The organism is Streptomyces sp. NBC_01320 (assembly GCF_035974375.1).
GTDB classification, from domain to species: Bacteria; Actinomycetota; Actinomycetes; order Streptomycetales; family Streptomycetaceae; genus Streptomyces; species Streptomyces yanii.
Map to the genome: position 1 here is coordinate 10,623,742 of NZ_CP108390.1, position 22,633 is coordinate 10,646,374.

Sequence of the window (22,633 nt, forward strand, 5' to 3'; positions counted from 1 at the left end):
GGTCAGCCGCGCCACTCCACCAGGAGCAGCGTCGCGTCATCCGTGGTGTGTCCGCCCCGCGCCCGCTTGAGCGTGTGGGACAGGGAGCGCGCCATCGCCCGGATTCCGCGGCCGGTTCTCTCCAACTGGTTCACCCAGTCGATCACCTGGTTCTCCCCGAACTCCTCCTCCCCGGTCTCGTGCTCCTCGATCAGTCCGTCGGTGAAGCAGAGGAGGCGGTCCCCCGGCTCCAGCTTCATCTCGCTCGTCTGCGGCTCCGGACCGCCGAGGCCGACAGGGAGGGTCGTCGGACCGGTCAGCCGGAGTGTGACGCGGTGATCACGGACGAGCATCGGTGACGGGTGCCCGGCGTTGACCCACTGAAGATGCCCTGTCGTGGTGTCCAGCTGCAGCATCTGCGCGGTGACGAAGTGCTCGGGGCCGAACTGGTCCGCCACTGCGCGGTCCATGAAGGCGTAGATCTCCGGCAGTCCGGTGCCAGCGCGGCGGGCGTGGCGGTAGGCGCCCATGGCCACGGTCGCCATCGTGGCCGCGTCCAGGCCGTGTCCCATCGCGTCGATCATGGCCACGTGGAGGACGTCTTCGTTGAGGGCGTAGTCGAAGCTGTCACCCGCTACGTCATAGGCGGGTTCCAGGATCCCGGCCACGGCAACCCGAGACATGATCATCGCCAGCGGTGGCAGCAGGGCCCACTGGTTCTCGGCGGCGACGCTCATCGGTTCACCGCGTCGGACACCGAAGAAAAGGTCGGAGTAGCCGTGCTTGGTCACCAGTAGGTCGGCCACCAGGCCGGCGACGCTGCGCAGTATGCGGCGGTCGTGTTCATCGACGCTGTCCAACGTCACTGCCATGACCCCGACCTGATCGCCGCCGTCCAGCAGCGGCAGGAGGATTCGCACGCCGTCGTCCTCGGGCAGCTCGACGGGGTGAGCGTCGAGAAAGCAGCGGCCCGCCTCGGAGTCGTCGATCACCTGGGGTTCCCCGTCCGTGAGGCCGTCGCCGGGCAGGGGTACGAGCAGCAGTTGGCCGTAGTCCTGCAGCAGCACCTGCGGCCGGCGGCCCCCGAGCCGCTCCACCACGTCAGCGAGCAATGGCCCGATGAGATGGGGCGGCAGTTCATGCGCGCGATCGAGGACCTCTCCCAGCAGAGCTTCCCCGAAGCTCTCGGAACGGTCCGCGCGCTGTCCGGCCGTCATCCCCTCACCCGCCATGATCCGAGTCGATCGGAGCGGCGGGCGGGGACGGCGCAGGGTCTGCCAGTCTCATCGCTCCGTCGAGGGGTCGTTGACGCCCAGGGACTGGCCCGGTCACCCGGGCCCGTCCGGATCGGGCCTCTCACCTGAGTCCGGACCCTCCTTCCGACTCCCATGTGTCCTGTCCGTCGAGGCCGCTCTCGGCGAGTGCCAGCAGGCGCGGAGCCGACAGTGGGTTCCCGGGGTCGGCGGCGGCCGTCAGCAGCCGGGTGGCGGCTCCGGCCGGCTCGTCCGGGGGGATCACCAACAGTTCCCAGCGTCCCACGGTGCCGCAGTCCACGGTGATGGCATGCGCCTCGGCGGCAAGATCGGTCAGGACCACCTCGATCACATGGCCGGGCGCCATCACCTCCTGCGGGGCATCGGGCCAGGCAGCGGTCCCCACGGTGACGTGGGTGACGGTGCCGACGCTCGGATCCAAGGAGCTGACCAGCGTGGGCAGCTCCAGTTCCAGTGCGTCGCAGCGCGGCCACCACGCGCCGTCCAGCGGGCCATGGCTGACGCCCGGCGTGAGGCGCAGCCGGGGCAAGGGCATCCGGTAGGAGCGGCCTTCATCTGGTGCCGTACCTTCGGCGGGCTCTGTGATGGCGTTCATCGTGCGATCCCGTTCCGGGCGGCTTCCGCCCGCCCGTGTCTGTCACTCGCCGGGAACGGCGCCGCCGTGGTCGTGCGCCCGAAAGCCCTCGGTACCTGTCAGGCTACGCCCGGGCGTGGCGGGCGGCGTGGTGCGCAGCCATCGCGGAGAGGCAGACAGCCATCGCGTGGAGACACGTCCGTACGGCGAACGACGGGGGCGTGACCGCCCCGGCCGGTACGACCGTCGGCTCATCGTCCCTCTGCCAATCATCGGCGTGCCAAGGGCAGCCCTTCGACAGACAGGGTCAACACGCAGGGGGCGACGGGGCCGGGCAGCCCCATGACCTCACCCATGTTCTGCCAGCCCCAGGACGAGAAGGCGGCTTGTCCTGCCTGGTCGGCAGGATGCAGCAGGGTGACCCCGAGGGAGGAGCGCAGGTCTGTGAGCAGATGCTGTTGCAGGCGGCGGGCGATACCGCGGTGCTGAGCGTGCGGATGGGCCACGACCTGGGTGAGGACGACGAACCGTGCGCGGGAGGTGAGCCGCTGGATGATCTCCTGGAGCGTTCCGTCGTACCCCCGGCGGCCGGAGCCGTCAGGGCCCACCGGGAAACCGAAGGCGCAACCGACCAGTACCGTCGTCTCTGCGACCAGCAGGGCGAAGCCGGGGCGGTGGGCAGTGACCGCCAGGCGGTGCAGGAAGTCTCCGCGGTCGTGGTACGCCTCGCCGGCGGTGCCCGCGACGGACTCCGCAGCCATGTCCGCGATGTCCTCGCGCATGTCTTCGGCCTGCCAGCGGGTCAGCCGGCGAAGGCGGATTCCGTCCTTGAGGACCGGGTGATCCGGCCGACGAACGGGGTCCTCGGGCGCCCGCGTCCCGGTACTCATGAGGTCGCCGGGCGCGGCGGGCGGCACGGGACTCACGGGGGCCGTAAGGAGCAGCGAAGTGGATCCGGTGGCATCGAGGAGCCGGGTGATCTGCGCGCACGGATGGTGCAGCCGCAGGCAGGCGTGGACCCGGCCGGCGCGCCGTGATGCCGACAGGAGGACGTCCAAGCCCCTGGCGTCGCAGGAGCCGACCGTGGTCAGGTCGATGTCGATCACGGTGACACCGTCCAGCAGACACTGTTCCACTGCGGCCCGCAGCAACGGCGTCGTGGCCGGTCCGATGTCACCGGCGATCGTGACGAGCGTCCGCTCCCCTCGGTTCCGCCGATGGATGTCCAGCCGGGAAAGGGCCATCACGCCTCCCCTTGGCGGGGGTGCGGACCCGCGCGGGTGCTCAGCGCGGCCCCAGCCACGATGAGCTTGCGCGGAGTTGCTTCGACCGCGGCGGACATGATGCCGACCCGTCTCCACGCCGACCACTGGGGCGGCCCGGATTCGTCTCTCGCCGAGGACGACCCGACGTGGCAGCCGGAGTGCGTGATGCCCTCGGTACTTCAACCGTACGTCGGCCGCAACCGGAAGCGGCTGCGTCGACGGGCGCGCGGCACGGTAGGGGCCGCATCACCTCACGGGCCGTCCCCACGGCCCGGGCTCTGCGGCGAGTGCGCATGCGTTCGCGCCGGGCCCGGCTTGCGAAGGCCACCTCCACCGTTGTCCTCCACCCCTATGACGTGGTTAACCGAACGCCCCTCCCGTGAGGCGGCCTGCAGCGCGGGCGGACTTGCCCCGACGACAGGGCGTCCGAAGGATCAGGTTTTGAGGCGGCTGACTGTGACGCGCTGGCCCTTCAGCAGGGGCAGGTTGCGCACGTGCAAGGCGTGGGCGCCCGTGACGTCGCTTATCTCGTCAACGGTTGTGACCGTGAGATCGCCGATCGGCTCGGCTCGATGATCGCAAGGAGCGGGGTGATGTGGACTCTTAGCGGACTATGTGGCATGGGTGTGGCACGGTCGTGATCACAGCAAAGGGCCAGTTCGAGTGGATCACCCCTCTGAACTGGCCCTTAATCGTGTGCCCCCGGCAGGATTCGAACCTGCGACACCCGCTTTAGGAGCTCATAGCTCCGCTGGCTGGGCGGCTCGTACCTATTGGCTCGCGAGCGGCGGCACGGCGAGGCAGGATGCCGTGATGGTCACTCCGTTCGTCAACATCCAGGGGAGGGCCGAGGACTGTCCGTACTGCTGTCCCTGCTGCGGCTCCCTGACGCTCGATGAGCGTGGCAACTACGAGATCTGTCCCGTGTGCTTCTGGGAGGATGACGGGCAGGATGAACACGATGCTGACCGGGTGCGAGGCGGTCCCAACGGCTGGCTGAGCCTCACGGAGGCACGAACGAACTTCCGCGCTTTGGGAGCTTGCGAAGAGCGATGTACCAAGGTCGTGCGTGAGCCTCAGCCGAACGAACACCCCACGGCCTGACATCATCAGCTGACATCAACGTCGCGAAACAACGACGGATCCCGGCGGCTGGTACTGGATTCCGGATCGCCCGGCGAGCACGAATGCGAGCCGTCAGCACGGTTGCCCGATCGAACTTACAAAGCAGATGTCGGCGGTTCGAAACCGTCCGCGCCCACCAGTCAAAACGCCCCCGCAGCGTGCTGCTGCGGAGGCGTTGACGGCAGTAGGTGACGGCAGTCCCTCAGGCGCGTCGCGGATCCCGTAGGCGTTGTCGACGTCGGCGGACATCATGGCGTCGGCGAACGGCTTCACCATCTGACGCAGTAGATCCGGACTCGCCGAGGCGAGGGTCTCCTCCAGCAGCGCGGTAAAGGGCAGACTGCCGGGTGCGGTCATCGTGCTGGTCTCCTTCAAGAGCTTGGTCGTTCTCGAAGGATCAGCCGGTGGCCGTCTTACGTTCAGGCTTCTCACTCAACTACGGGATCAAACCCCTGATTTAGGTGGAAACCTGTACGCCACTTCCCTGGACGCAACCGCCTCGGCGGAGTGATCCACGAGTACCAACATGCCGCTTGACCTGCACGGACGTGATTCTCGGCACGCACAGCGGCTCGTAGCTGTATTGCGTACTTCGGTACTCGTCGCCGGTGAGGTGCTTGTATGCGTTGTCGGGTACGTAGAGCAGCGCCTCGGCCCAGACGAGGTCGTCGACTTATGGCATGAACCGCTGTGGCCCTCGAAGTACGCTCTCGTACTACGCACGGCCAGCTGCTACGACCGCAGCCCGGGTGGGCGGGCGTGGCTGGGCGCGGTACGGCTACCGCCGGCGTGTGGCCGACGCCGCCGAGGGATGAGCGCGAGGGTGCTCTGGGCGTGTGCCTTCGGCCGCAGTGCTGGTCGACGGGAGTACCTCGCGCCTGCTGCCGGCCACGCGGGAGTCAACCGGTGTCAGGGGGCTGGCCGACGGACGTGGTCCGTCGGCCAGCAGGGTCAGAGGTCCAGGACGAGTCGGTCGCTCTGGCAGCGCCCGACGCAGATCATCATGGTGCGCCCGGCGAGGCGTTCTTCGTTGCTGAGCACGGAATCCCGGTGCTCCGGTGTCCCGGCGAGGACGCGGGTCTCGCAAGCGCCGCAGTATCCCTTCTCGCAGTCGTAGGACAGGCCGCTCACGGCATCGCGCAGGACCTCGATGAGGCGGCGGTCGGGCGGTACGGTGAGCGTGCCGCCGGTGCGCGCGAGTTGGACTTCGAAGGTCCGGTTCTCTGTGGCGTCGAACGTCGTTTCGAGGTCGTCGCCTGCGGTGAAGCGCTCCAGGTGCAGCCGGTCGGTGAGATTCAGGAGGGTGCACTCGCGCTCGACTGCCGCCAGCATCGGTGTCGGCCCGCATACGTACACGGCGGTGTGCGCGTCCAGCCCGCCCAGCAGCCGGGGGAGGTCCGGCAGCCCGGCCTCGTCCTGCGGGAGCAGGGTGAGCGCGTCGGCGGCGACGGCGGCGAGTTCGTCGGCGAACGCCATGGTCGAGCGGGTGCGTCCGCCGTACACGACGGTGAAGGGCGTGCCACGTGCCGCGGCCTCGCGGACCATGGCGAGGATCGGTGTGATGCCGATGCCGCCGGCGAGGAACAGGTAGGACGGCGCCTCGGCGAGCGGGAAGTGGTTGCGCGGCCCGCGTACCGCGAGCGTGACTCCGGGGCGGGCGAGTTCGTGGAGTTCGGCCGAACCGCCCCGCCCCTGGGGCTCGCGCAGGACCCCGATGCGCCAGGTCGTGGCGTCGGCCGGGTCACCGCACAGCGAGTACTGACGCAGTCGGCCCGAGGGCAGACGCAGCTCGACGTGCGCCCCGGGCCGCCACGCGGGGAGTTCACCTCCGTCCGGCAGGCCGAGGTCGACGGCGACGACGTCCTCGGTCGCGGCACGCACCGCGGTCACCCGCAGGGGGGTGGGCGTGCTCAGCGCGCGGGCCGTGCCTGCCGTCGCTGCCGCCCGGGGGCCGGGCGCGAAGACCGCCGGGACCGCGTCCCAGCCGGACTGGTTGCCGCGCGTGGGGTAGGCAACGAGCCCCTCCTCGATCACCCGGTAGTCGGGCAGCCTGGTCAGGACCTGCGTCATCATCGCGCGGAACATGGCCCGGGCGAGGTGGGCGCCGGCGCACCGGTGCGATCCGATGCCGAAGCTGAGGTGGCGGCTGGCGTCTCGGTCGAGGCGTATCTGCGTGGGGTCGGGGAACACAGCGGGGTCATGGTTCGCGGCGACCCATGGGATCAGCACCCGGTCGCCCGCGTGCATCGGGCAGCCACCGACCTCGACCTCCCTGGTGACCGTGCGCGCCATCGACTGCGACGGGGCGAACGCGCGGAGGAATTCCTCGGTTGCGCTGTCCAGCAGATCGGGGGAGTCGATCAGCCGCCGGCGCTGCTCGGGGTGGCGGGCGAGGTGGACGAGCGTCGATCCGGTCAGGGAGGTGGTGGTGTCGACGCCGCCCGCGATGAGCAGGCCGATCACCGACACCAGTTCGTCCTCGCCGAACGCGCTGCCGTCGGCGCGTCGGCCGGCAACGAGCGCGCTGACCGCGTCGGCCCGTGGTGCGGAGCGGCGCTCGGCGATCAACTCGCGGATGCGCTGGTCCATATAGGCCAGCCCCGCGGCCCCGCGCACGGCGCGCTCACTGTCGGCCGGTGCGGCGAAGATGTCGTGGATCGGCCCGGCCAGCTTTGCCCAGTCCTCCTCGGGGAAGCCCAGCCAGTCCAGGGTGACCGCGGCGGGCAGCGGGTTGGTGAGGTCGCGGACGAAGTCGCAGGAGCCCAGCTCGATGAAGTCGTCCACGACGCGGGCGGCATGGCGCTCGATCATGGGAACCAGTTGGCCGACCGCCTCCGGGGTCAGCAGCGGGTTGATCAGTTCCCGGTACTCGGTCGCACGCGGCGGGTCCAGCTCGATCGGATACTGTTCGAGCCCAGGTCCTTTGGGGATGACGATGCCGACCCCCTGCCCACCGTGGTCGCCGCGAGCTGAGGAGAACGTCGCGTCGTCGCGGGCGATACGGGCCACGTCGGCGTACCGCGTCGTGTAGTGGAAACCACCATGGGCAGCCGAGCGGCCTACCGGGCAGCTCTCACGGAAGCCCGCGTAGTAGGCGACCGGATCGGCGTTGGCCTCGTCGGAGTGGTGGTCGAAGTCGATGTCGGAAGCGATGTCGAAGTCAGCGGACATGGTGGGCACGCTCCACGTGCTCGGAACTGTGCGCGGTGTTGTCCGGCCGCGCCACCGGATGTCAGCAGCCTCATCGGTGTCGGTCACCCTAAGGCGTGCCGCTGAGCCTGACAACGTCTCGTGGAACGCCGAGAAGGTCGGCTCAGAAGGTCAGCACGGCTTTGCCGACCGAGCCGGACCGGACTGCTGCGACGGCCTCGTTGATCTGCTCGAACGGGAAGTAGGTGATCATCTTCTCGACCGGGAACCGGCCCCTGGCGTTGAGTTCGAGCAACTGCGGCAGGAACAGTCTCGGCAGGCTGGACCCGGCGACGATGCCGGTGACCGTGCGTCCGTTGAGGATGCTGCGCCAGTCGAAGCTCATCGTCTCGCTGGGGCCGACGCCGATGACACCGGCGTGACCGAGCGGCCCGAGAGCCTCCACGGCGGTGCGCAGGACGTCCTCGCGCCCAGTCGTGTCGATCACGAAGTCGAACCCCTCGGGCACCAGGTCGGCCAGTTGCCTGGCGGTCCCCTCGGCCGAGGAGTCGACGCAGTGCGTGGCTCCGAAGCCGCGGGCCGCTTCGAGCTTGGCCGTGTTCACGTCGACGGCCGCGATGACCTCGCAGCCGCTCAGCGAGGCGGCGATGACGGCGGCCACGCCGACGGCCCCGACCCCGAAGACTGCGATCGACGAGCCGGGGCGTGGCCGCAGCACATTGAGCACACCGCCCGCTCCGGTCTGGAAGCCGCAGCCGAACGGTCCGGTCCGCAGCAGGTCCCACGACGGGTCGATCCGGACGACCGCCCGCTCCGGTGCGACGACATGGCTGGCGAACGAGGACTGACCGAGGAAGTGTGCGTTGACCTCCAGCCCCCCGTGGGTCACCGCGGTGGAGCCGTCGGGCCGGCGGCCGGAGAAGTTCACCGCGTCGAAGCTGCGGCAGTAGGCGGGCGAGCCCGTCAGGCACAGGGTGCAGGTACCGCACGATGTGAAGGACATGGCGACGTGGTCGCCCGGACGTACGGAGGTGACCTGTGCGCCGACCTTCTCGACGATGCCCGCCCCTTCGTGCCCGAGCAGCGCGGGCGTGGGGAAGAAGCGGGCGAACTCAAGGTCCGTACCGCAGACACCGACGGCGGCGACGCGGACGAGCACCTCGTCCGGGCGGGGATCTTCCAGGTCCACTTCGGTCAGGACGAACGGCTGTCCGGGCTGCTCCAGCAGAGCGGCGGTGGCACGCACGGGGCCTCCTCAGCGCCTCACAAAGCGAGACTGCATATTGACATGCGTGACAGGGCCGGTCAATGCTCCCTTCATGGCGGCTATTGGCTTTCCTTCCTCCCAGCACTTCATCGACGGCATGTGGGTGGCGGCCCGCGACGGCGGCACGCTGGACGTCCTCGATCCGGCCACCCGGCAGGTGATCACCGAGGTCGCCCGGGCGGGCCGCGCCGATGTGGACGACGCGGTCACTGCGGCGCGCCGCGCCTTCCCCGCCTGGGCGGCGACCAACCCGAGCGAGCGCGGGGCGCTGATCCGGCGCTGGGCCGACCTCGTCATCGCCGAGATCGAGGCGCTCGCGGCCGTCGAGGCGCAGGACGTCGGCAAGCCCCTGTCCGGGGGGCGGGCGAACATCTACATCGCCCACGGCATCATCGACTACTTCGCCGGCGCGGCCGACAAGCTCACCGGGGTCACGCTGCCGACCCGCAGTCCCGACTACCTGGGCTACACGGTTCCCGAGCCGTACGGCGTGTGCGCCATCGTCATCCCGTGGAACGTCCCCGCCGTGCTCACCGCCGCGAACATGGCGCCGGCGCTCGCCGCGGGCAACACCGTCGTCCTCAAGCCGTCCGAGATCGCACCGCTGGCCCCGTTCGCACTCGCCGAACTCGCCCGCCGCGCCGGTTTCCCGGCGGGTGTGATCAACGTCGTGGCGGGCCTCGGCCCCGAGGCGGGCGTCGCCCTCACCTCGCACCCGGGGGTCGACCACATCAGCTTCGTCGGCTCCACCGCCACCGGGCGGGCGATCATGGCGGCCGCAGCACAGAACCTCGTCCCGGTGAAGCTGGAACTCGGCGGCAAGTCGCCGAACGTGCTCTTCGCCGACGCCGACCTCGACACGGCGATTCCCGCGATCGTCACCTCCATCACCGAGAACGCGGGGCAGAACTGCTACGCCGGTTCCCGGCTGCTCGTGGAGGCGTCGGTGCACGATGAGGTAGTGGAGCGGGTCGCCGCCGCCATGGCCGCGGTCACGACCGGGCCGTGGGAGGCCGACCCGGACATGGGACCTTTGGTCAGTGCCGCGCAGTTCGCCCGCGTCAGCGGCTTTCTGGCGCAAGCGCCTCGCGAGGGGGCTCGGCTGGTCACCGGTGGCGGAACCGCCGACGAGGGGTGGTTCGTCCAGCCGGCCGTGTTCGACCGCGTGGAGACGCGCATGCGCGTCGCCCGCGAGGAGGTCTTCGGCCCGGTTCTCGCTGTCCAGTCGTTCCGCGACACCGCCGAGGCGACAGAGTTGATGAACGCCACCGACTTCGGTCTCCTGGCATGCCTCTGGACCAACGACATCTCGCGGGCGCTGCGGCTGGCGAAGGACGTCCGCTCCGGGCAGGTCACGGTCAACCAGTTCCACGACGCCGGAGTGATCGGCTTTCCGTTCAACATGCAGAAGGACAGCGGCTTCAGCAGGGGCGGCGGGTACGCGGCGCTGCGCGAGTACACCCAGGAGAAGGGCGTGGCCATCCGGCTGCTGGCCCGCTGAGACCGGACACGACGGGTGCGACGGGGGTCACCGCCGGAGCGCCGGATAAGCGGTCCGGAACCCGGACCGGTGACTGACCCGCCGCGCGGGCGGCGGACCGTGGCACCGCCCGCGCGTGCCCGAGGACGACAGCGGTGTGTGCCGGCCCTTGGTCCGGGTGATCCGTGCGCGTGGGCGCCGGGCGGCACTGTACCGCACGGACAGCGGCTCACGACCTCGCGCTGCAACGGCACTCGCTCATTCCTTGTCGGCCGGACGCGGAACCGGCATCTCGCTCGTCGCCGAGCTGCCTCGCGGCCCGGCGACGGCTGTCTATTAACCCGCTTCCACCCGTCGCCACCTGGGCTGTCGGCCTTGTGAAGAAGTGAAACGCCGACGAGGCGAAGAAGTGGTGCAGGAGCGTTGACACCATCGGGCAGCGGCGGCAGAGTACCTCACAATACGTTCCACCGACTCGCAATGCGAGACGGGTGAAGGTGAGGAGGCTGCGCGGTGCGAGCCATGGTGCAGACCGAATTCGGCGGGTACGGGGGGGCGTTCCCGCAGGACGTCCCGGAACGGAAACGCAGACCGAGCGACCTCGTCGACGTCGCGTACCGTGGGCCGAACCGCCCGGCCCTGCCACAGGTCAAGGGCGCGGGCCCGACCCCTGGCCGCTGTCCCGCGCACGTGCCGGGTACGGCCTTCGGCGCATCGGAGGCGACGACCGGTGCTGCGGACGGCTCGGTCGTCCAAGACCCCGGGGCCCGGTCGCTCACCGCCCGCGCCGACCGCCCGCATCCACCCATCGGCAAGGGCGTGATCAACCCATGAGCGACCTGCTGATCGTGGGCGGCGACGTCGTCACGATGGACTCCGCGCGGCGCGTCCTCATCGGTGCCACGGTCGCCGTGTCGGAGAACAGCATCGCCGCGCTCGGTACGGCCGAGGAACTGCGCGCCCGCTTCCCTGGAGCGCGGGAGATCGACGCGTCGGGCTGTGTCGTCATCCCGGGCCTGATCGACGCACACCAGCACACGACCGTCGACCCCCTAGTACGCAGCACGATCCCGGACAGCATCGGGTCGCAGGAGTCGATCTTCGACTGGATCGTCCCGCTGCACGCCCACGCCGACGGTGACGACGACGAACTGGCCGCGACCATCACCGCCGTCGAGTGTCTGTCCCGGGGCATCACCACGGTGCTGGAGCCGGGCACGGTGGCATACCCCGAACGCGTCGCCGCCGGTCTGGGCGCGGCGGGTGTCCGCGCACGGGTCGGCGGCTGGGGCTGGGACGCCAAGGACGTGCCGCTCGGCGCGCCCGCGCACGAGGTGCTCGCCCGGCAGGAGGACATCGTCCGGTCCCTGCCCGTCACCGGACCGGTCACCGGGTGGGTGACACTCGTCGGCCACGACCTGGCCAGCGACGAACTGTTCACCGGGGCCGCGAGCCTGGCAGAACGTCTCGGCATGGGGCTGACCTGGCACATCTCGCCGGGACCCGCGGACGTCGAGGCATACGCGCTGCGGTGCGGGCGTCGGCCGGTGGTCCACTTCCGTGAGCTGGGCGTACTTGGCCCGCGTCTGCTGCTGGGGCACGCTGTGTGGCTCGACGACGCGGAGGTCGACGCGATCCTGGAGACCGGCACCTCGGTCGTCTCCTGCCCGGGGGCCTATCTGCGGCTCGCCCAGGGGTACACCCGCGCCTCGCGCCACGCCGAACTGGTGCGGAGGGGCGGCCGGGTGGCGCTGGGCTGCGACGCGCACAACGCGGGCGATGCCCCGGACATTCTCCTGGCCGCCTACCTGTTCGCCGCGCTGGAACGCGACCGTGACCCGCCCGACCCGATTCGCGCCGAGCAGGCGTTCGCGCTCGCGACGGTCGACGGCGCCGAGGCGATCGGTCTGGGCGACCAGATCGGCTCCCTGGAAGTGGGCAAGGCGGCCGACATCGTCGTACTCGATACCAGAGACCCCGCCTGGACACCCCGGGGCGATCTGGCCCGCCAGCTCGTATGGGGTCATGTGTCGCGCACCGTTCGTGATGTGCTGGTCGACGGCCGCGTGGTCGTCCGTGACCGGCGGCCGACAGGCGTTGATCCGGACGCCCTCGCAGCCGCTGCCGCCGACCGCTCCGCCGCCCTCCTGCGGCGCGCGGGTCGCGCACCCCGCCCGACCTGGCCCACGGAGTCGGCCGCGGGCCGGTGAAAGGTGCCCACCGTTGAACGTCGTAGACATTCCGCTTCCCGGCAGCACACAACCCGCGCGCCGAGCGCGCCCGCATCACCACCGATGACTCCTCCGTGGTGCGTCGCCGCGAGCGAGGAACCCCCTTCCCGCACAAGCGTGTCTCCCGTGCCGAGCCACACCGAGGCATCGAACCCGCCGACGCACCGTCACCCCCCGCCGCCACGACCGCCCCGACGGGGCGGTGCCACCCAGTGAATGGACCCACGCACATGACTTCACACAGCATGTTCCGGCGTCGTGTGGCCGCGGCAGGCCTCGCCCTCGCGGGTGCCCTCGCGCTGTCCGCCTGCGCCGACAACGCGGCGACGGCGCCCAAGGCCACCCCTGGGGCGAGCGGCGGCAGCGACAGCGGCTCCGGGCTCAAGGGGCCCGATGTCAACGGCGACGGCAAAGTCGTTATCGGTGTCCTCAGCCCTGGCGACATCAACGACCGCGGCTACTACCAGAGCTTCGTCGACTCGGCGGACGCCTTTGCCAAGGAGAAGGGCTGGACGGTCGTCAAACGCGGCAGCGTGCCCCCGAGCGACGCGCTCACCGCGGCACGCGCGCTGTGCCAGCAGCAGGTCGACCTGGTTGCGCTCGGCGCGAGTGAGCTGAAGACCGCCATCCCTGCCTCGGAGGAGCCGGTCTGTGCCAAGTCCGCCTGGTATGTGCCGATGCAGGGAAACATCGACCAGACCCCGCGCATCGTGCTGTCCACCGACGACCCCAACCAGTCCATGCTCGTCGCCGGCTACGCCGCAGGCCTGAAGATGAAGGCGGCCGGCCACACCAAGGCGGGGTTCATCACCGGTCTGAAGGCCGACTTCAGCGTCGCCGCCTCCACGGCCTTCCTGGCCGGGATCCGGGAGGTCGTGCCGAAGGCCACCCTGACCACCACCTACACCGGCGACTTCAACGACTCGGCGAAGGCCAAGGAGGCCACCCAGGCGCAACTCAGCCAGGGCGTCAAGGTCATCTACCCCTACCTCGGCGGCGCCACCGACGCCTCCGCGAACCTCGCGAACGCGGGTGGCGCGCTGACCCTCACCCCGGGCACCGACCGGTGCGACTCGAACCGCCCCAAGTTCGACATCTCGGTGATGTTCAGCCCGGGCGACTACTTCCGCGCCGCGCTGGAGGAGTTCGCCAAGGACAACCTGAAGATGGGCACGACACGCGCGTGGCAACTGGGCGTCGACCCCTACCCGACCGTCAAGATCTGCGACGGACAGGGCGACGAAGACCAGCAACTCGCGGAGTTCATCAAGAAGATCGGCAGCAAGGAGATCGACCCGGCGGCCGAGGTCGAGCGCCTCGGCTGACGTGCCGACACCCACGAGGAAGATCAGCGATGACACCGACGACCTCAGCGGTTCCGATCCTCGAACTGCGCGGCATCACCAAATCCTACGGATCCGTCACGGCCTGCGACGCCGTGGACCTCAGAGTCGACGCCGGCGAGATCCACGGACTCCTGGGTGAGAACGGGGCAGGCAAGTCCAGCCTCATGAAGGTCCTGCTCGGGCTGGTCCGGCGCGACACCGGCACCGTCCTGGTGCGCGGTGAGAAGGTCGCACTGGACAGCCCGCAGGAAGCGGTCGAACTGGGCATCGGCATGGTGCACCAGCACTTCAGCCTCATCAACGGCCTGACCGTGTGGGAGAACGTGGCCCTGGGCGACACCGGCAAGGTGAACAAGCAGGCCGTCTGCGACGGCATCGCCGAGGTCTCCGCGCGATACGGGCTGCCCGTCGACCCCGAGGCGCGCGTCGACGCGCTCTCGGCCGGCGAGCGGCAGCGGGTCGAGGTGGTCAAGTGCTTGCGACGCGACCCGCAGATCCTGATTCTGGACGAGCCGACCTCGGTGCTGACCCAGGCCGAATCGCAGGAACTGTTCGCCGTGCTCGACCGCGTGGTGGCGAACGAGGGCCGCGCCGTGATCCTCATCAGCCACAAACTCGCCGAGATCGCCCAGGCCACGGACCGGGTGACGGTCCTGCGCAAGGGCCGTGTCGCCTTCCGGGCGGTCACGTCCGACACCACTCCACAACTGCTCGCCCGGCAGATGGTGGGCCGTGAGGTGTCGCTGGGCGAGGAGGGCGCGGCCCTCGGCCTGCTGCCGGTGCAGCAGACGCGCGCCGGCCACGACGGGGCGCACGACCGGCAGCAGGCCGTGCTGCGCCTCGCCGGACTCACCGTCGTGCAGGGCGGGGTCGAGGTTCTCGGCTCCGTCGATCTGACCGTGGGCGCGGGCGAGATCGTGGGCCTCTACGGCGTGGAGGGCAACGGCCAGTCGATCCTCGGCGATGTCCTCGCCGGGCTGGTCGCGCCGACCGAAGGCACCATCGAGGTCGCCGGGAACCGCGTCGATGTCACCCGGCCTGGCGCGTTGTCCAAGGCCGGTCTCGGCATCGTGCCGGAGGACCGGCACCACAGCGGCGTTGTCCTTGACATGAGCGTTGCCGAGAACCTGACGATGAAGTCGTTGGACGAGGTCAGCGGCCGGTTCCTGCTGCGGCGGCGCGCGACGCTCGCCCGGGCCCGCCGTCTCGCGGACGAGTTCAACATCGTCACGCCGTCGCTGGACGCGCCGGTGCGCAGCCTCTCCGGCGGCAACCAGCAGCGGGTCGTCCTCGCCCGGGAACTGTCCGGCGGCACCAGGGTCCTGGTGGCCGCGCAGCCCACCCACGGGCTTGACGTCGGTGCCATCGAGGACATGTACGCCCGGCTGCGCAGAGCGGCCGACGAAGGCGTCGGAGTGCTGCTCATCTCCACCGAACTCGAGGAAGTCATGGCCCTTGCATCCTGGATCGCGGTGATCTCCTCGGGGCGGATCAGCGGAGCGCTCCCCGTCTCCGAGGCGACCCCCGAACGCCTCGGCATGCTGGTGGGCGGTGAGGCAGCATGAGAGCCGTCCCGACGATGGCGCCGGACGATCTCGGCCGGCGCGTCCTCGCCCATCTCCGACCGGGCCGCGACGGCTGGCTGACCGCGGGTCTCACCATCGTGCTCGTCGCCGTCGCCCTGGGCGTGTCCGCGCTCCTGCTCACCCTGACCGGTGCCTCGCCGAGTGCCTCGCTGTCCGCCATCTGGACCGGAAGTCTGGCCAACACCACCGGCTGGACGACGACGCTGCTCAACGCCGCGCCGCTGCTGCTGGTGGCGGTCGGCGCGGCCATCTGTGCCTCCGCCGGCACCTTCAACATCGGACAGGAAGGACAGGTGCTCATCGGCGGTCTGTTCGGCGCCTGGGTCGGGCTGCGGCTGGCCCTGCCCGGCCCGATGCTGGTGGTCGTGGTGATGGCCGCCGCGGCGGTCGGCGGTGGCCTCTGGGCCGCGCTCAGCGCGCTGATGTACCGCTTCCGCGGTGTCAACGTCGTGGTGAGCACCTTGCTGATGACATTCCTTGCCATCCAGCTCGTCACCTTCGCGGTCAGCACCCCGTGGCTCCAGGAGAGCGCCCAGGGCTCCTCGGGCATCGCCGACGCGCAGTCCAACCCCCTGCCGGCCGACGCCCTGCTCGGCGGCCTCGGGCAGTACCCCTCGGTGCAGTTGAACGCGGGACTGTTCCTCGCGCTCGTCGCCGCGGTCGGTGTCGCGCTGGTGCTGAGCCGCAGCCGGTGGGGCTTCCGGGTACGCATGGTGGGACTGAATCCGCTGACGGCCAAGCACACCGGAGTCCGGGTGGCGGCGCTCGGCGGCTTCACCCTGGCACTGTCGGGCGCCTTCGCGGGGCTGGCGGGAGGGCTGCTGCTGGCCAGCCCTGTCAGCCCCAACCGGCTGCAGGCCGGGCTCTCGGACAACGTCGGCTGGGACGGCCTGCTTGTCGCGCTCGTCGCACGCAACCGGCCCCTGATCGCGATACCGGTGTCGTTCGGGTTCGCTGTGCTGCGGGCGGGCGGGGACTTCCTCTCGGCCACCGGGGTGCCGTACTACCTCGTCGACATCGTCAAGGCGCTGCTCGTCCTCGCGTTCGTCGCACCGCCCCTCCTCGTCGGCCTCCTCCGCGGACGGCGTGGTGCCACACCGCCGACGCCGTTCCCCCTGCCCGCTGTCCCGACCAAGATGAAGGCGGCCGTGTGAGCGTTCTGGACAACACCACGACCATTCTGGCGAGCGGTGTCCGGCTGACCGTGCCGCTGGCGTTCGCAGCCTGCGGTGAGTACCTGGCCCAGCGCGCCGGAGCGATGAACATCTCCGTCGAGGCGATGATGCTCGGTGCCGCGTTCACCTCCATCGCCACCGCGAGTGCGACCGGCAGCGCCACCACCGGTCTCGCGGTCGGCGTGGTGACCGGCATCGTCATCGGCTTCGTGCACGGCAACCTCTCCCACCGTGCCCAGATCAACACCTTTGTCGTCGGCCTCGTGCTGAACGCGCTGGTGCTCGGGCTCACCAGCTACCTGATCACCACCCAGCAGTTCGCCTCGCACCAGGTGGGGGTGCTGTCGATCCCGCTGCTGAAGGACATCCCGCTCATCGGCCAGGCGCTGTTCTCCGGACGCTGGCCCGCCTACCTGCTGATCCTGCTGGTGCCGCTCACCTGGTGGCTGGTGGACCGCAGCCGCTGGGGCCTGGAGCTGCGGGCGGTGGGGGAGAACCCGCAGGCCGCCGATGTCACGGGTATCAAGGTCGGTGTGCGGCGCCGGCAGGCCCTGCTGTGGTGCGGCGCACTCGCCGGTCTCGGGGGCGCGTACCTCGCGGTCGGCGAGGTCGGATCGTTCAACCAGAACATGACCGCCGGACGCGGGTACATCGTCATCGCCGCGGTGATCTTCGGGGCGTGGCGGCTCGGCCGTACCCTGCTCGGCTGCCTGGTGTTCGGCCTCTCCGACGCGATGCGCCTGGCCCTCCCCGCGCTCGGTGTCACCCTCAACGCCCAGCTCCTCGTCGCGGCCCCGTATCTGCTCGCGCTTCTCGCCATGCTGCTGTTCGCCACCCAGCACCGAGAACCCGCCGCACTCGGCCGGCCCTTCCAGCGCGGCTCGACCTGACGGCGCGTGGACGCCGTGCGGGCGAAACGAGGAGGCCGACTGTGAACGACACCCGCGCCACGGTCGAGGCGTACCTGGCCGCGCTGAACGCGCACGACGCCGACGCCGTGGCGGCCTGTGTGGCCGAGGACTTCGTCAACGAACACACCTCGTCGATGGGCCGGAGCCGCAAGGGCCGCGCAGAGTACCGCGCGGCCCTGACCGGGTTCCTGGAGGACTTCGCAGACCTGCGCTATGTGCCCGAGAGACTCCTCGTCGACGGCGAGTCGGCTGCGGTGCCGTACGTCATGACGTTCCGGATGCGCTCGGTCGGCGACCGCCCCGTGCGCGTCCGCGGGGTCTTCGTGTTCACCGTCGCGGGCGGTCTCATCACGCGCCGCACGGACTACTGGGACAGCGGCGAGGTGCGGCGCCAACTGGCGTGACACCCCTCGGGAAGACACCGCGAGGGCAGGCGCACACACCGCGACCCCGGCCCGCAACTGCTGCGGCCGGGGTCCGAGATGTCCGTGGTCGCGTGGCGGTCACGCTCCTACGTGGGGGTGGTCGTGGCCGACGCGGCCTGATTTGCGGGCTCCGCCGGGGGAGCCGAGGGGTGGGGTGCCGAGGGTGAAGAACTCGGCGTTGACCTGCTCGAAGTGCTTGTTGTGCGCGGGCAGGTCTTCGTGGTGGAAGATGGAGATCTGCGGGCAGACGGGTTCGCAGCGCCCGCACTCGACGCATTCGTCGGGCTGGATGTAGAGCATCCGGTCGCCCTCGTAGATGCAGTCTGCTGGGCACTCTTCCATGCAGGACTTGTCCATGACGTCGACGCAGGCGTCGGTGATGACGTACGGCACGCTCTTGTCGCCCTTCACACGATCATGCGGAACAGGATGATGGCGGCGCCGGCACCGCAGGCTCTCGGCCGACCCGATCGCCGACGCCACCGCCGATGACCAGCGGGGCGGCCGAGGAGCGTGCGGTCGGTTCCCGGCTCGGCCCCAGAACTGCTGATGCTCAGCCTGAGAACTGCTGACGCTCAGCCCCACAGCTCCTGGATGGTCGAGAACACCTTCTGGTTGTGCGAGAACTCGATGGTGTTGCCGTCGGGGTCGTTCACGGCGCAGATGTACCCGATGTGGGCGGCCATGTCCACCGGCTCCCACCGCAGGTTGCCCGTCTCGCGCGCTTTCGCCGCGACCTCGTCCACGTCCTCGCGGTGGGGCAGTTCGATACCGATGTGCGCGAACGGCGCCAGCGTCGGCACCTTTTTGCCCGGCTCGATGCCGAAGCGCGCCCCGACCTCGGGAAAGAACTCGGCGAGGACAAGGACGAACGCCGAGTCGACCTGGCCCTTGTTCGACAGCCAGGCGCTGCGCCCGTTGTCGTCGTCGTTCTTGGTGACCAGCACCAACGGGGTGATGCGTTCGTAGAACTCGATCGATTGGTCCAGGTCGCTGACCGGGATGGCGACATGGGTCCAGCGGGGTTCGGTCAGTTCTGCCATGGTTCTGCTCTCCTCATTCGTTCGTGTCGTTCGTGTCGTTCGTTTCGTTCGGCGCGACCGCGACGCGCAGCCGTGCGGTCAGACGGTGGGCCACTTGGCCCGGTCGGGCAGGCCGGAGCGGGCCACGATGCCCTCACCGGCGATCTGGGCGCGGCGCAGGAGGTCGTCCTCGTCGATCGTCGTGCAGCGGTAGTTGTCAACGACGCGCCGCCCGTCGACGAACACGGTGTGCACACCCCGCCCGTCGGCCGACCACACGAGCTGGTTGGCGACGTTGTGCAGTGGCCGCCACTCCGGCCGGTTGGTGTCGTGCAGCACCAGGTCGGCCTTCTTGCCCGTCTCGATCGAGCCGATCTCGTGCTCGGCCTGGAGTCCGCGGGCGCCGTTGCGGGTGGCCATCGCGAACGCGTCCTCGGCCGGGAAGATCGTGGCGTCACGCCGGGCGTCCTTGAACAGACCGGCGACGAGGTAGGTCGCGCGCATCAGGTCGTGGTAGTTCGAGGCGTTGTTGCCGTCGGTGCCGATCGCTACATTGACACCGGCTTCCACCATCTCGGGGAACTTGCCGATCTGGGTCACGCCGTACGACACCTTCAGCGCCGTGGTCGGGCAGTGCGACACGCTCGTCCCGGTGCGGGCGAGCAGCGTGACCTCGTCGTCGTCGACGTGAACGGCGTGGGTCAGGATCACGTTGTTGCCCAGCACGCCGAGCTTGTCGAGGTGCACCATTGGCCGTTGTCCGTACGACGCGAGGAACCCCTCGGGGTCCATCGCCGCCGGCGACATGTGGAAGCTGAACCCGGTGCCGTACTCGATCGACAGGGCCTTCGCCGCCCGCCACAGTTCGTCGCTGCAGCAGGTGTGGCCGATGATGATGGGCCATGCCTGGATACGGCCGTCGGCCACTGAGGCGTACCGGTCCATCGAGTCTTCGAGGCGCGTGATCGCCTGTGCGGTCGACATGCGCAGCACCTCCGGCGTGGGGACCAGATCCCACGCCCACGGTCCGACTCGGGCGCGAATGCCGATTTCGCTGAGGGCCTCGACGACCGGGTCGATGAACCGGATCGTGCCGGCCTCCAGGAACGCGGTGGTGCCGCTCTTGAGCATCTCCAGCGCCGCGAGCTGGGCGGAGATGTGCTCGTCCTCCTCGGTGTAGTACGTGTGGATCGGTGTGAGCCATTCGAAGACGTTCTCCAGGAACGGGGTGTCGTCCGGGACGAAACCGCGCGTGAGCGGTTCGCCGGTGATGTGCACATGCGTATTGATCAGCCCCGGGGTGACGACGAACCGTTCACCGGCGATGACGGTGTCGCTGTGCCACTGGGCGGTCACGTCGGCGGTCTTGCCGACGGCCACGATCAGGTCGCCCCGGATGGCGACCGCTCCGTCGCTGATCACGCGGCGGGAGTCGTCCATGGTCACGACGTGGGTGTTGACGATCAGGGTGTCGGCGGGTGCCGTGGTGTTCGGGGAATTCACGAAGTGACCTCCGGGGTGCGGGAGCGGATGAGGCGGACGTGCTGGCGCGGCACCGGCTCGAACGAGTCGACCAGCTCGGCGTCGGCCGCTTCGGCCCACGCGCGCAGGTCCGCGACCGTGACACCGAGCCCCGCTGTCGAGGCCAGCATCGTCAGGGACAGCAGCAGTTCGTGGCGCGCGGCGACACAGACGGCGCTGCGGTCCTCGCCGACACCGTCGTCCTCGCCACCGCTGTCGTCGTGTCGGGTGCGGGCCGGATCGGGACGCGTGTAGTCGACGACCACGACCACCCCGTCCGCACCGGCCAGTTCGACCGCGCGGGCGAGCAACCGCCGGGCACGCTCGGCTGGTTCGGCGCGCAGCACATGCGCCAGGACGACGACATCGGCGGCGGCGACCGGGAGATCGGCCTCCAGATAGTCGCCGGCGACGGTGATCACATGCTCACGCAGGCCGACCTCCCTGGCCGCCTGCTCGGCGATCGGCAGCACGTTCGGCCGGTCGACCGCGATCACCGTGCCGCTGGGCCGGGTGTGCAGCAGTGCAGTCAGCCACGCCCCCGAGCCGCAGCCGAGGTCCACGACCGTCGGTTGCCTCGGCCACCACCCGCGGCGCTCCAACTCGGCGGCGACAGCGCTCGCCACGCGGGCCTGGGTCGGGCCGGTGGCGCGCACGAGCGCCGGGTACAGCGCGGTCAGGTCGGCTGTCACGGCGGGCTCGGGCGCGCCGGTGCGGATGGTTTCGGCCAGGCCCGGCCAGGCTACCGGCGGCCCGGGGGAGTACCGTACGAGTGCGGCCATGGAGGCAGGCGCGGACGACACCAGGTAGTGCTCGGCCACGGGCGTGAGCCGGAAGCGACTCCCGACGGCGGCGAGCAGGTCGAGTGCGACGAGCGTCTCGGCCAGCACGGTTACCGGGGCGTCCTCGGCCGCACCGATCGAGGCCGCCAACTGCTTGGCGTCCAGGCCCTTCCCGGAATCGGCGTGCTCCGCCAGGGCGTCGAACAGGCCGAGGTCGAGCGCGGCCGAGAGCGCCCAGTAGGACGTGAAACCATTGATCACGTCCCATACCGGAGCCGGTCCGGCCGGGGTGGCGCTCGTCGTGTTCATGGGCGCAGCACGATCTTGCCGGTGGCCCGCCGCGACTCCATCCGCTGCTGTGCCGCCGCGGCCTCCGTCAGCGGGAACTCGCTGTCGACCGGGGTACGGAACGTCGAGGCCCAGTAGGCGTCGAGCATCGCGGCGAACTCGCGGCGGTCGTAGGGGTCCGAGCCGAGCAGTCGCAGCCCGAAGTGGTAGGCGTAGACCAGGTCGAACTCGGCCCGGTTGCCTGTGGTGTTGCCGAGGAACACCAGTCGCCCGCGCGGCGCGAGGCTGTAGATGCCGGTGTTCCACGTGGCCGGGCCGACATGATCGAGTACGAGGTCGGCGCCCCGCCCGCCGGTGAACTCGCGCACGGCCGCCACGACGTCTCCGGTCGTCGAGTTGACCACGACGTCGGCACCCAGGCCGCGTGCGTAGTCGGTCTTTGCGTCCGAGCTGACCGTGGTGACCACGCGGGCACCGCCGGCCTTGGCCAACTGGATCAACGCGGTGCTGACACCGCTGCCCGCCGCGTGGATCAGCACCGTCTCGCCGAGGCGGACCTTGCCGATCTCGATGAGCGCGTGCCAGGCCGTCATCCAGATCGTCGGCACGACGGCCGCGTCGACCAGATCGACCTCGTCCGGCACGTGGTGCACATTGGCCGCCGGGACGAGAACGTACTCGGCGTAGCCGCCGGCCAGGGTGGCGCCGATGACACCCGCGCTCGGGCATCCGCCGTCCTTTCCGGCGGCGCAGTTCTCGCAACGATTGCACGGCACGGCCGGGTTCACCACGACGCGCGTGCCCTCGGCGAGCGTTGCCGCCTTGCCCGCCCGCCCGTTGCCCGCCGGGCCGACCGCCGCCACGGTGCCCGCGATGTCCATGCCGCTCACGTGCGGCAGTTTGAAGCCGGGGATCAGCCCGGGCCCGCGTCGTTGCAGGACATCGAGGTGGTTGAGGCCGCAGGCCGCGACGCGTACGAGCACCTCGTCCGGTCCCGGTTCGGGCACCGGGACCTCGGCGACCTGGAGCACCTCAGGTCCGCCGTGTGTCTGATGGAGTACAACCTTCATGGGAGAGACCTCCGCTGGCTGTGTGACTTCTGTCGCCGGCCAGCTCGTTGCACGCCTGGTCGGCATGCAACGGTCTCCGCGGAGCGCCGAAAACGCTCCCCCTGGCCGATTTGTTGCCCATCGACCAAGTGGGCCGGAACGCTATGGCGCCCGTCGAGGGTT

General features: G+C 70.1%; 19 protein-coding genes and 1 pseudogene. 9 read left to right on the forward strand and 11 right to left on the reverse strand.

Features of this window, described 5'->3' with window-relative positions:
- Window positions 1-2: 2 nt before the first annotated feature.
- The 3 genes from OG395_RS48435 to OG395_RS48445 all read right to left on the reverse strand — a co-directional run bounded on the left by OG395_RS48435 (window position 3) and on the right by OG395_RS48445 (window position 3,071).
- Window positions 3-1,196 carry a PP2C family protein-serine/threonine phosphatase gene (locus tag OG395_RS48435; protein WP_327249697.1) on the reverse strand — a complete coding sequence of 398 codons (1,194 nt, stop codon included), beginning with the start codon at window positions 1,194-1,196 and terminating at the stop codon, window positions 3-5.
- Window positions 1,197-1,335: 139 nt separating this feature from the next.
- Complete coding sequence (locus OG395_RS48440; protein WP_327248599.1) at window positions 1,336-1,848, reverse strand: DUF5994 family protein; 513 nt, start codon at window positions 1,846-1,848, stop codon at window positions 1,336-1,338.
- Between the two features lie 248 nt (window positions 1,849-2,096).
- Window positions 2,097-3,071 carry an STAS domain-containing protein gene (locus OG395_RS48445; RefSeq protein ID WP_327248600.1) on the reverse strand — a complete coding sequence of 325 codons (975 nt, stop codon included), beginning with the start codon at window positions 3,069-3,071 and terminating at the stop codon, window positions 2,097-2,099.
- 834 nt (window positions 3,072-3,905) lie between these two features.
- Here OG395_RS48445 and OG395_RS48450 point away from each other — a divergent pair.
- Entirely contained in the window at window positions 3,906-4,196 is a 291-nt protein-coding gene (locus tag OG395_RS48450) for a CPCC family cysteine-rich protein (protein ID WP_327248601.1), read from the forward strand.
- A 192-nt stretch (window positions 4,197-4,388) separates the two neighbouring features.
- On the opposite strand, the pseudogene OG395_RS48455 reads toward OG395_RS48450, so the two are convergent.
- The 3 genes and pseudogenes from OG395_RS48455 to OG395_RS48465 form a co-directional block, all read right to left on the reverse strand.
- Window positions 4,389-4,574: pseudogene (locus OG395_RS48455) on the reverse strand (IS256 family transposase); the annotation flags it as partial.
- Between the two features lie 594 nt (window positions 4,575-5,168).
- A complete protein-coding gene (locus tag OG395_RS48460) occupies window positions 5,169-7,388 on the reverse strand; it encodes a cytochrome P450/oxidoreductase (protein ID WP_327248603.1) in 2,220 nt (739 codons plus the stop codon).
- A gap of 142 nt (window positions 7,389-7,530) precedes the next feature.
- Window positions 7,531-8,613 (reverse strand): NAD(P)-dependent alcohol dehydrogenase, encoded by a 1,083-nt coding sequence (locus OG395_RS48465; RefSeq protein WP_327248604.1) that lies wholly within the window; start codon window positions 8,611-8,613, stop codon window positions 7,531-7,533.
- A 73-nt stretch (window positions 8,614-8,686) separates the two neighbouring features.
- Here OG395_RS48465 and OG395_RS48470 point away from each other — a divergent pair, with 73 nt between their 5' ends.
- The 8 genes from OG395_RS48470 (at window position 8,687) to OG395_RS48505 (ending at window position 17,767) form a co-directional block, all read left to right on the forward strand.
- Window positions 8,687-10,135 (forward strand): aldehyde dehydrogenase family protein, encoded by a 1,449-nt coding sequence (locus OG395_RS48470; RefSeq protein WP_327248605.1) that lies wholly within the window; start codon window positions 8,687-8,689, stop codon window positions 10,133-10,135.
- A 501-nt stretch (window positions 10,136-10,636) separates the two neighbouring features.
- Window positions 10,637-10,948, forward strand: a complete 312-nt coding sequence (locus OG395_RS48475; protein WP_327248606.1) for a hypothetical protein — start codon at window positions 10,637-10,639, stop codon at window positions 10,946-10,948.
- Window positions 10,945-12,324: an amidohydrolase family protein gene (locus OG395_RS48480; protein WP_327248607.1), complete on the forward strand. Its 1,380-nt coding sequence runs from the start codon at window positions 10,945-10,947 to the stop codon at window positions 12,322-12,324. The genes OG395_RS48475 and OG395_RS48480 overlap by 4 nt, the downstream gene beginning before the upstream one ends.
- 251 nt (window positions 12,325-12,575) lie before the next feature.
- On the forward strand, window positions 12,576-13,670 hold the full coding sequence (locus tag OG395_RS48485) for a BMP family ABC transporter substrate-binding protein (protein WP_327248608.1): 1,095 nt from the start codon (window positions 12,576-12,578) through the stop codon (window positions 13,668-13,670).
- A gap of 29 nt (window positions 13,671-13,699) precedes the next feature.
- Entirely contained in the window at window positions 13,700-15,256 is a 1,557-nt protein-coding gene (locus OG395_RS48490) for an ABC transporter ATP-binding protein (RefSeq protein WP_327248609.1), read from the forward strand.
- The gene (locus OG395_RS48495) at window positions 15,253-16,431 is read left to right on the forward strand and encodes an ABC transporter permease (RefSeq protein WP_327248610.1); all 1,179 of its coding nucleotides are present in this window, start codon (window positions 15,253-15,255) and stop codon (window positions 16,429-16,431) included. Before OG395_RS48490 ends, OG395_RS48495 begins: the two co-directional genes overlap by 4 nt.
- Complete coding sequence (locus OG395_RS48500; protein ID WP_327248611.1) at window positions 16,428-17,342, forward strand: ABC transporter permease; 915 nt, start codon at window positions 16,428-16,430, stop codon at window positions 17,340-17,342. The genes OG395_RS48495 and OG395_RS48500 overlap by 4 nt, the downstream gene beginning before the upstream one ends.
- Before the next feature lie 41 nt (window positions 17,343-17,383).
- Window positions 17,384-17,767 carry a nuclear transport factor 2 family protein gene (locus tag OG395_RS48505; protein WP_327248612.1) on the forward strand — a complete coding sequence of 128 codons (384 nt, stop codon included), beginning with the start codon at window positions 17,384-17,386 and terminating at the stop codon, window positions 17,765-17,767.
- A gap of 99 nt (window positions 17,768-17,866) precedes the next feature.
- Here OG395_RS48505 and fdxA read toward each other — a convergent pair whose 3' ends face one another.
- The 5 genes from fdxA to OG395_RS48530 all read right to left on the reverse strand — a co-directional run bounded on the left by fdxA (window position 17,867) and on the right by OG395_RS48530 (window position 22,471).
- Window positions 17,867-18,199 carry a ferredoxin gene (gene fdxA, locus OG395_RS48510; RefSeq protein WP_442818696.1) on the reverse strand — a complete coding sequence of 111 codons (333 nt, stop codon included), beginning with the start codon at window positions 18,197-18,199 and terminating at the stop codon, window positions 17,867-17,869.
- Between the two features lie 164 nt (window positions 18,200-18,363).
- Window positions 18,364-18,831, reverse strand: a complete 468-nt coding sequence (locus OG395_RS48515) for a VOC family protein (protein ID WP_266991823.1) — start codon at window positions 18,829-18,831, stop codon at window positions 18,364-18,366.
- 78 nt (window positions 18,832-18,909) lie between these two features.
- The gene (locus OG395_RS48520) at window positions 18,910-20,313 is read right to left on the reverse strand and encodes an amidohydrolase family protein (RefSeq protein WP_327248613.1); all 1,404 of its coding nucleotides are present in this window, start codon (window positions 20,311-20,313) and stop codon (window positions 18,910-18,912) included.
- The gene (locus OG395_RS48525) at window positions 20,310-21,422 is read right to left on the reverse strand and encodes a methyltransferase family protein (RefSeq protein ID WP_327248614.1); all 1,113 of its coding nucleotides are present in this window, start codon (window positions 21,420-21,422) and stop codon (window positions 20,310-20,312) included. Before OG395_RS48525 ends, OG395_RS48520 begins: the two co-directional genes overlap by 4 nt.
- A complete protein-coding gene (locus tag OG395_RS48530; RefSeq protein WP_327248615.1) occupies window positions 21,419-22,471 on the reverse strand; it encodes a zinc-binding dehydrogenase in 1,053 nt (350 codons plus the stop codon). Before OG395_RS48530 ends, OG395_RS48525 begins: the two co-directional genes overlap by 4 nt.
- Window positions 22,472-22,633 lie beyond the last annotated feature (162 nt).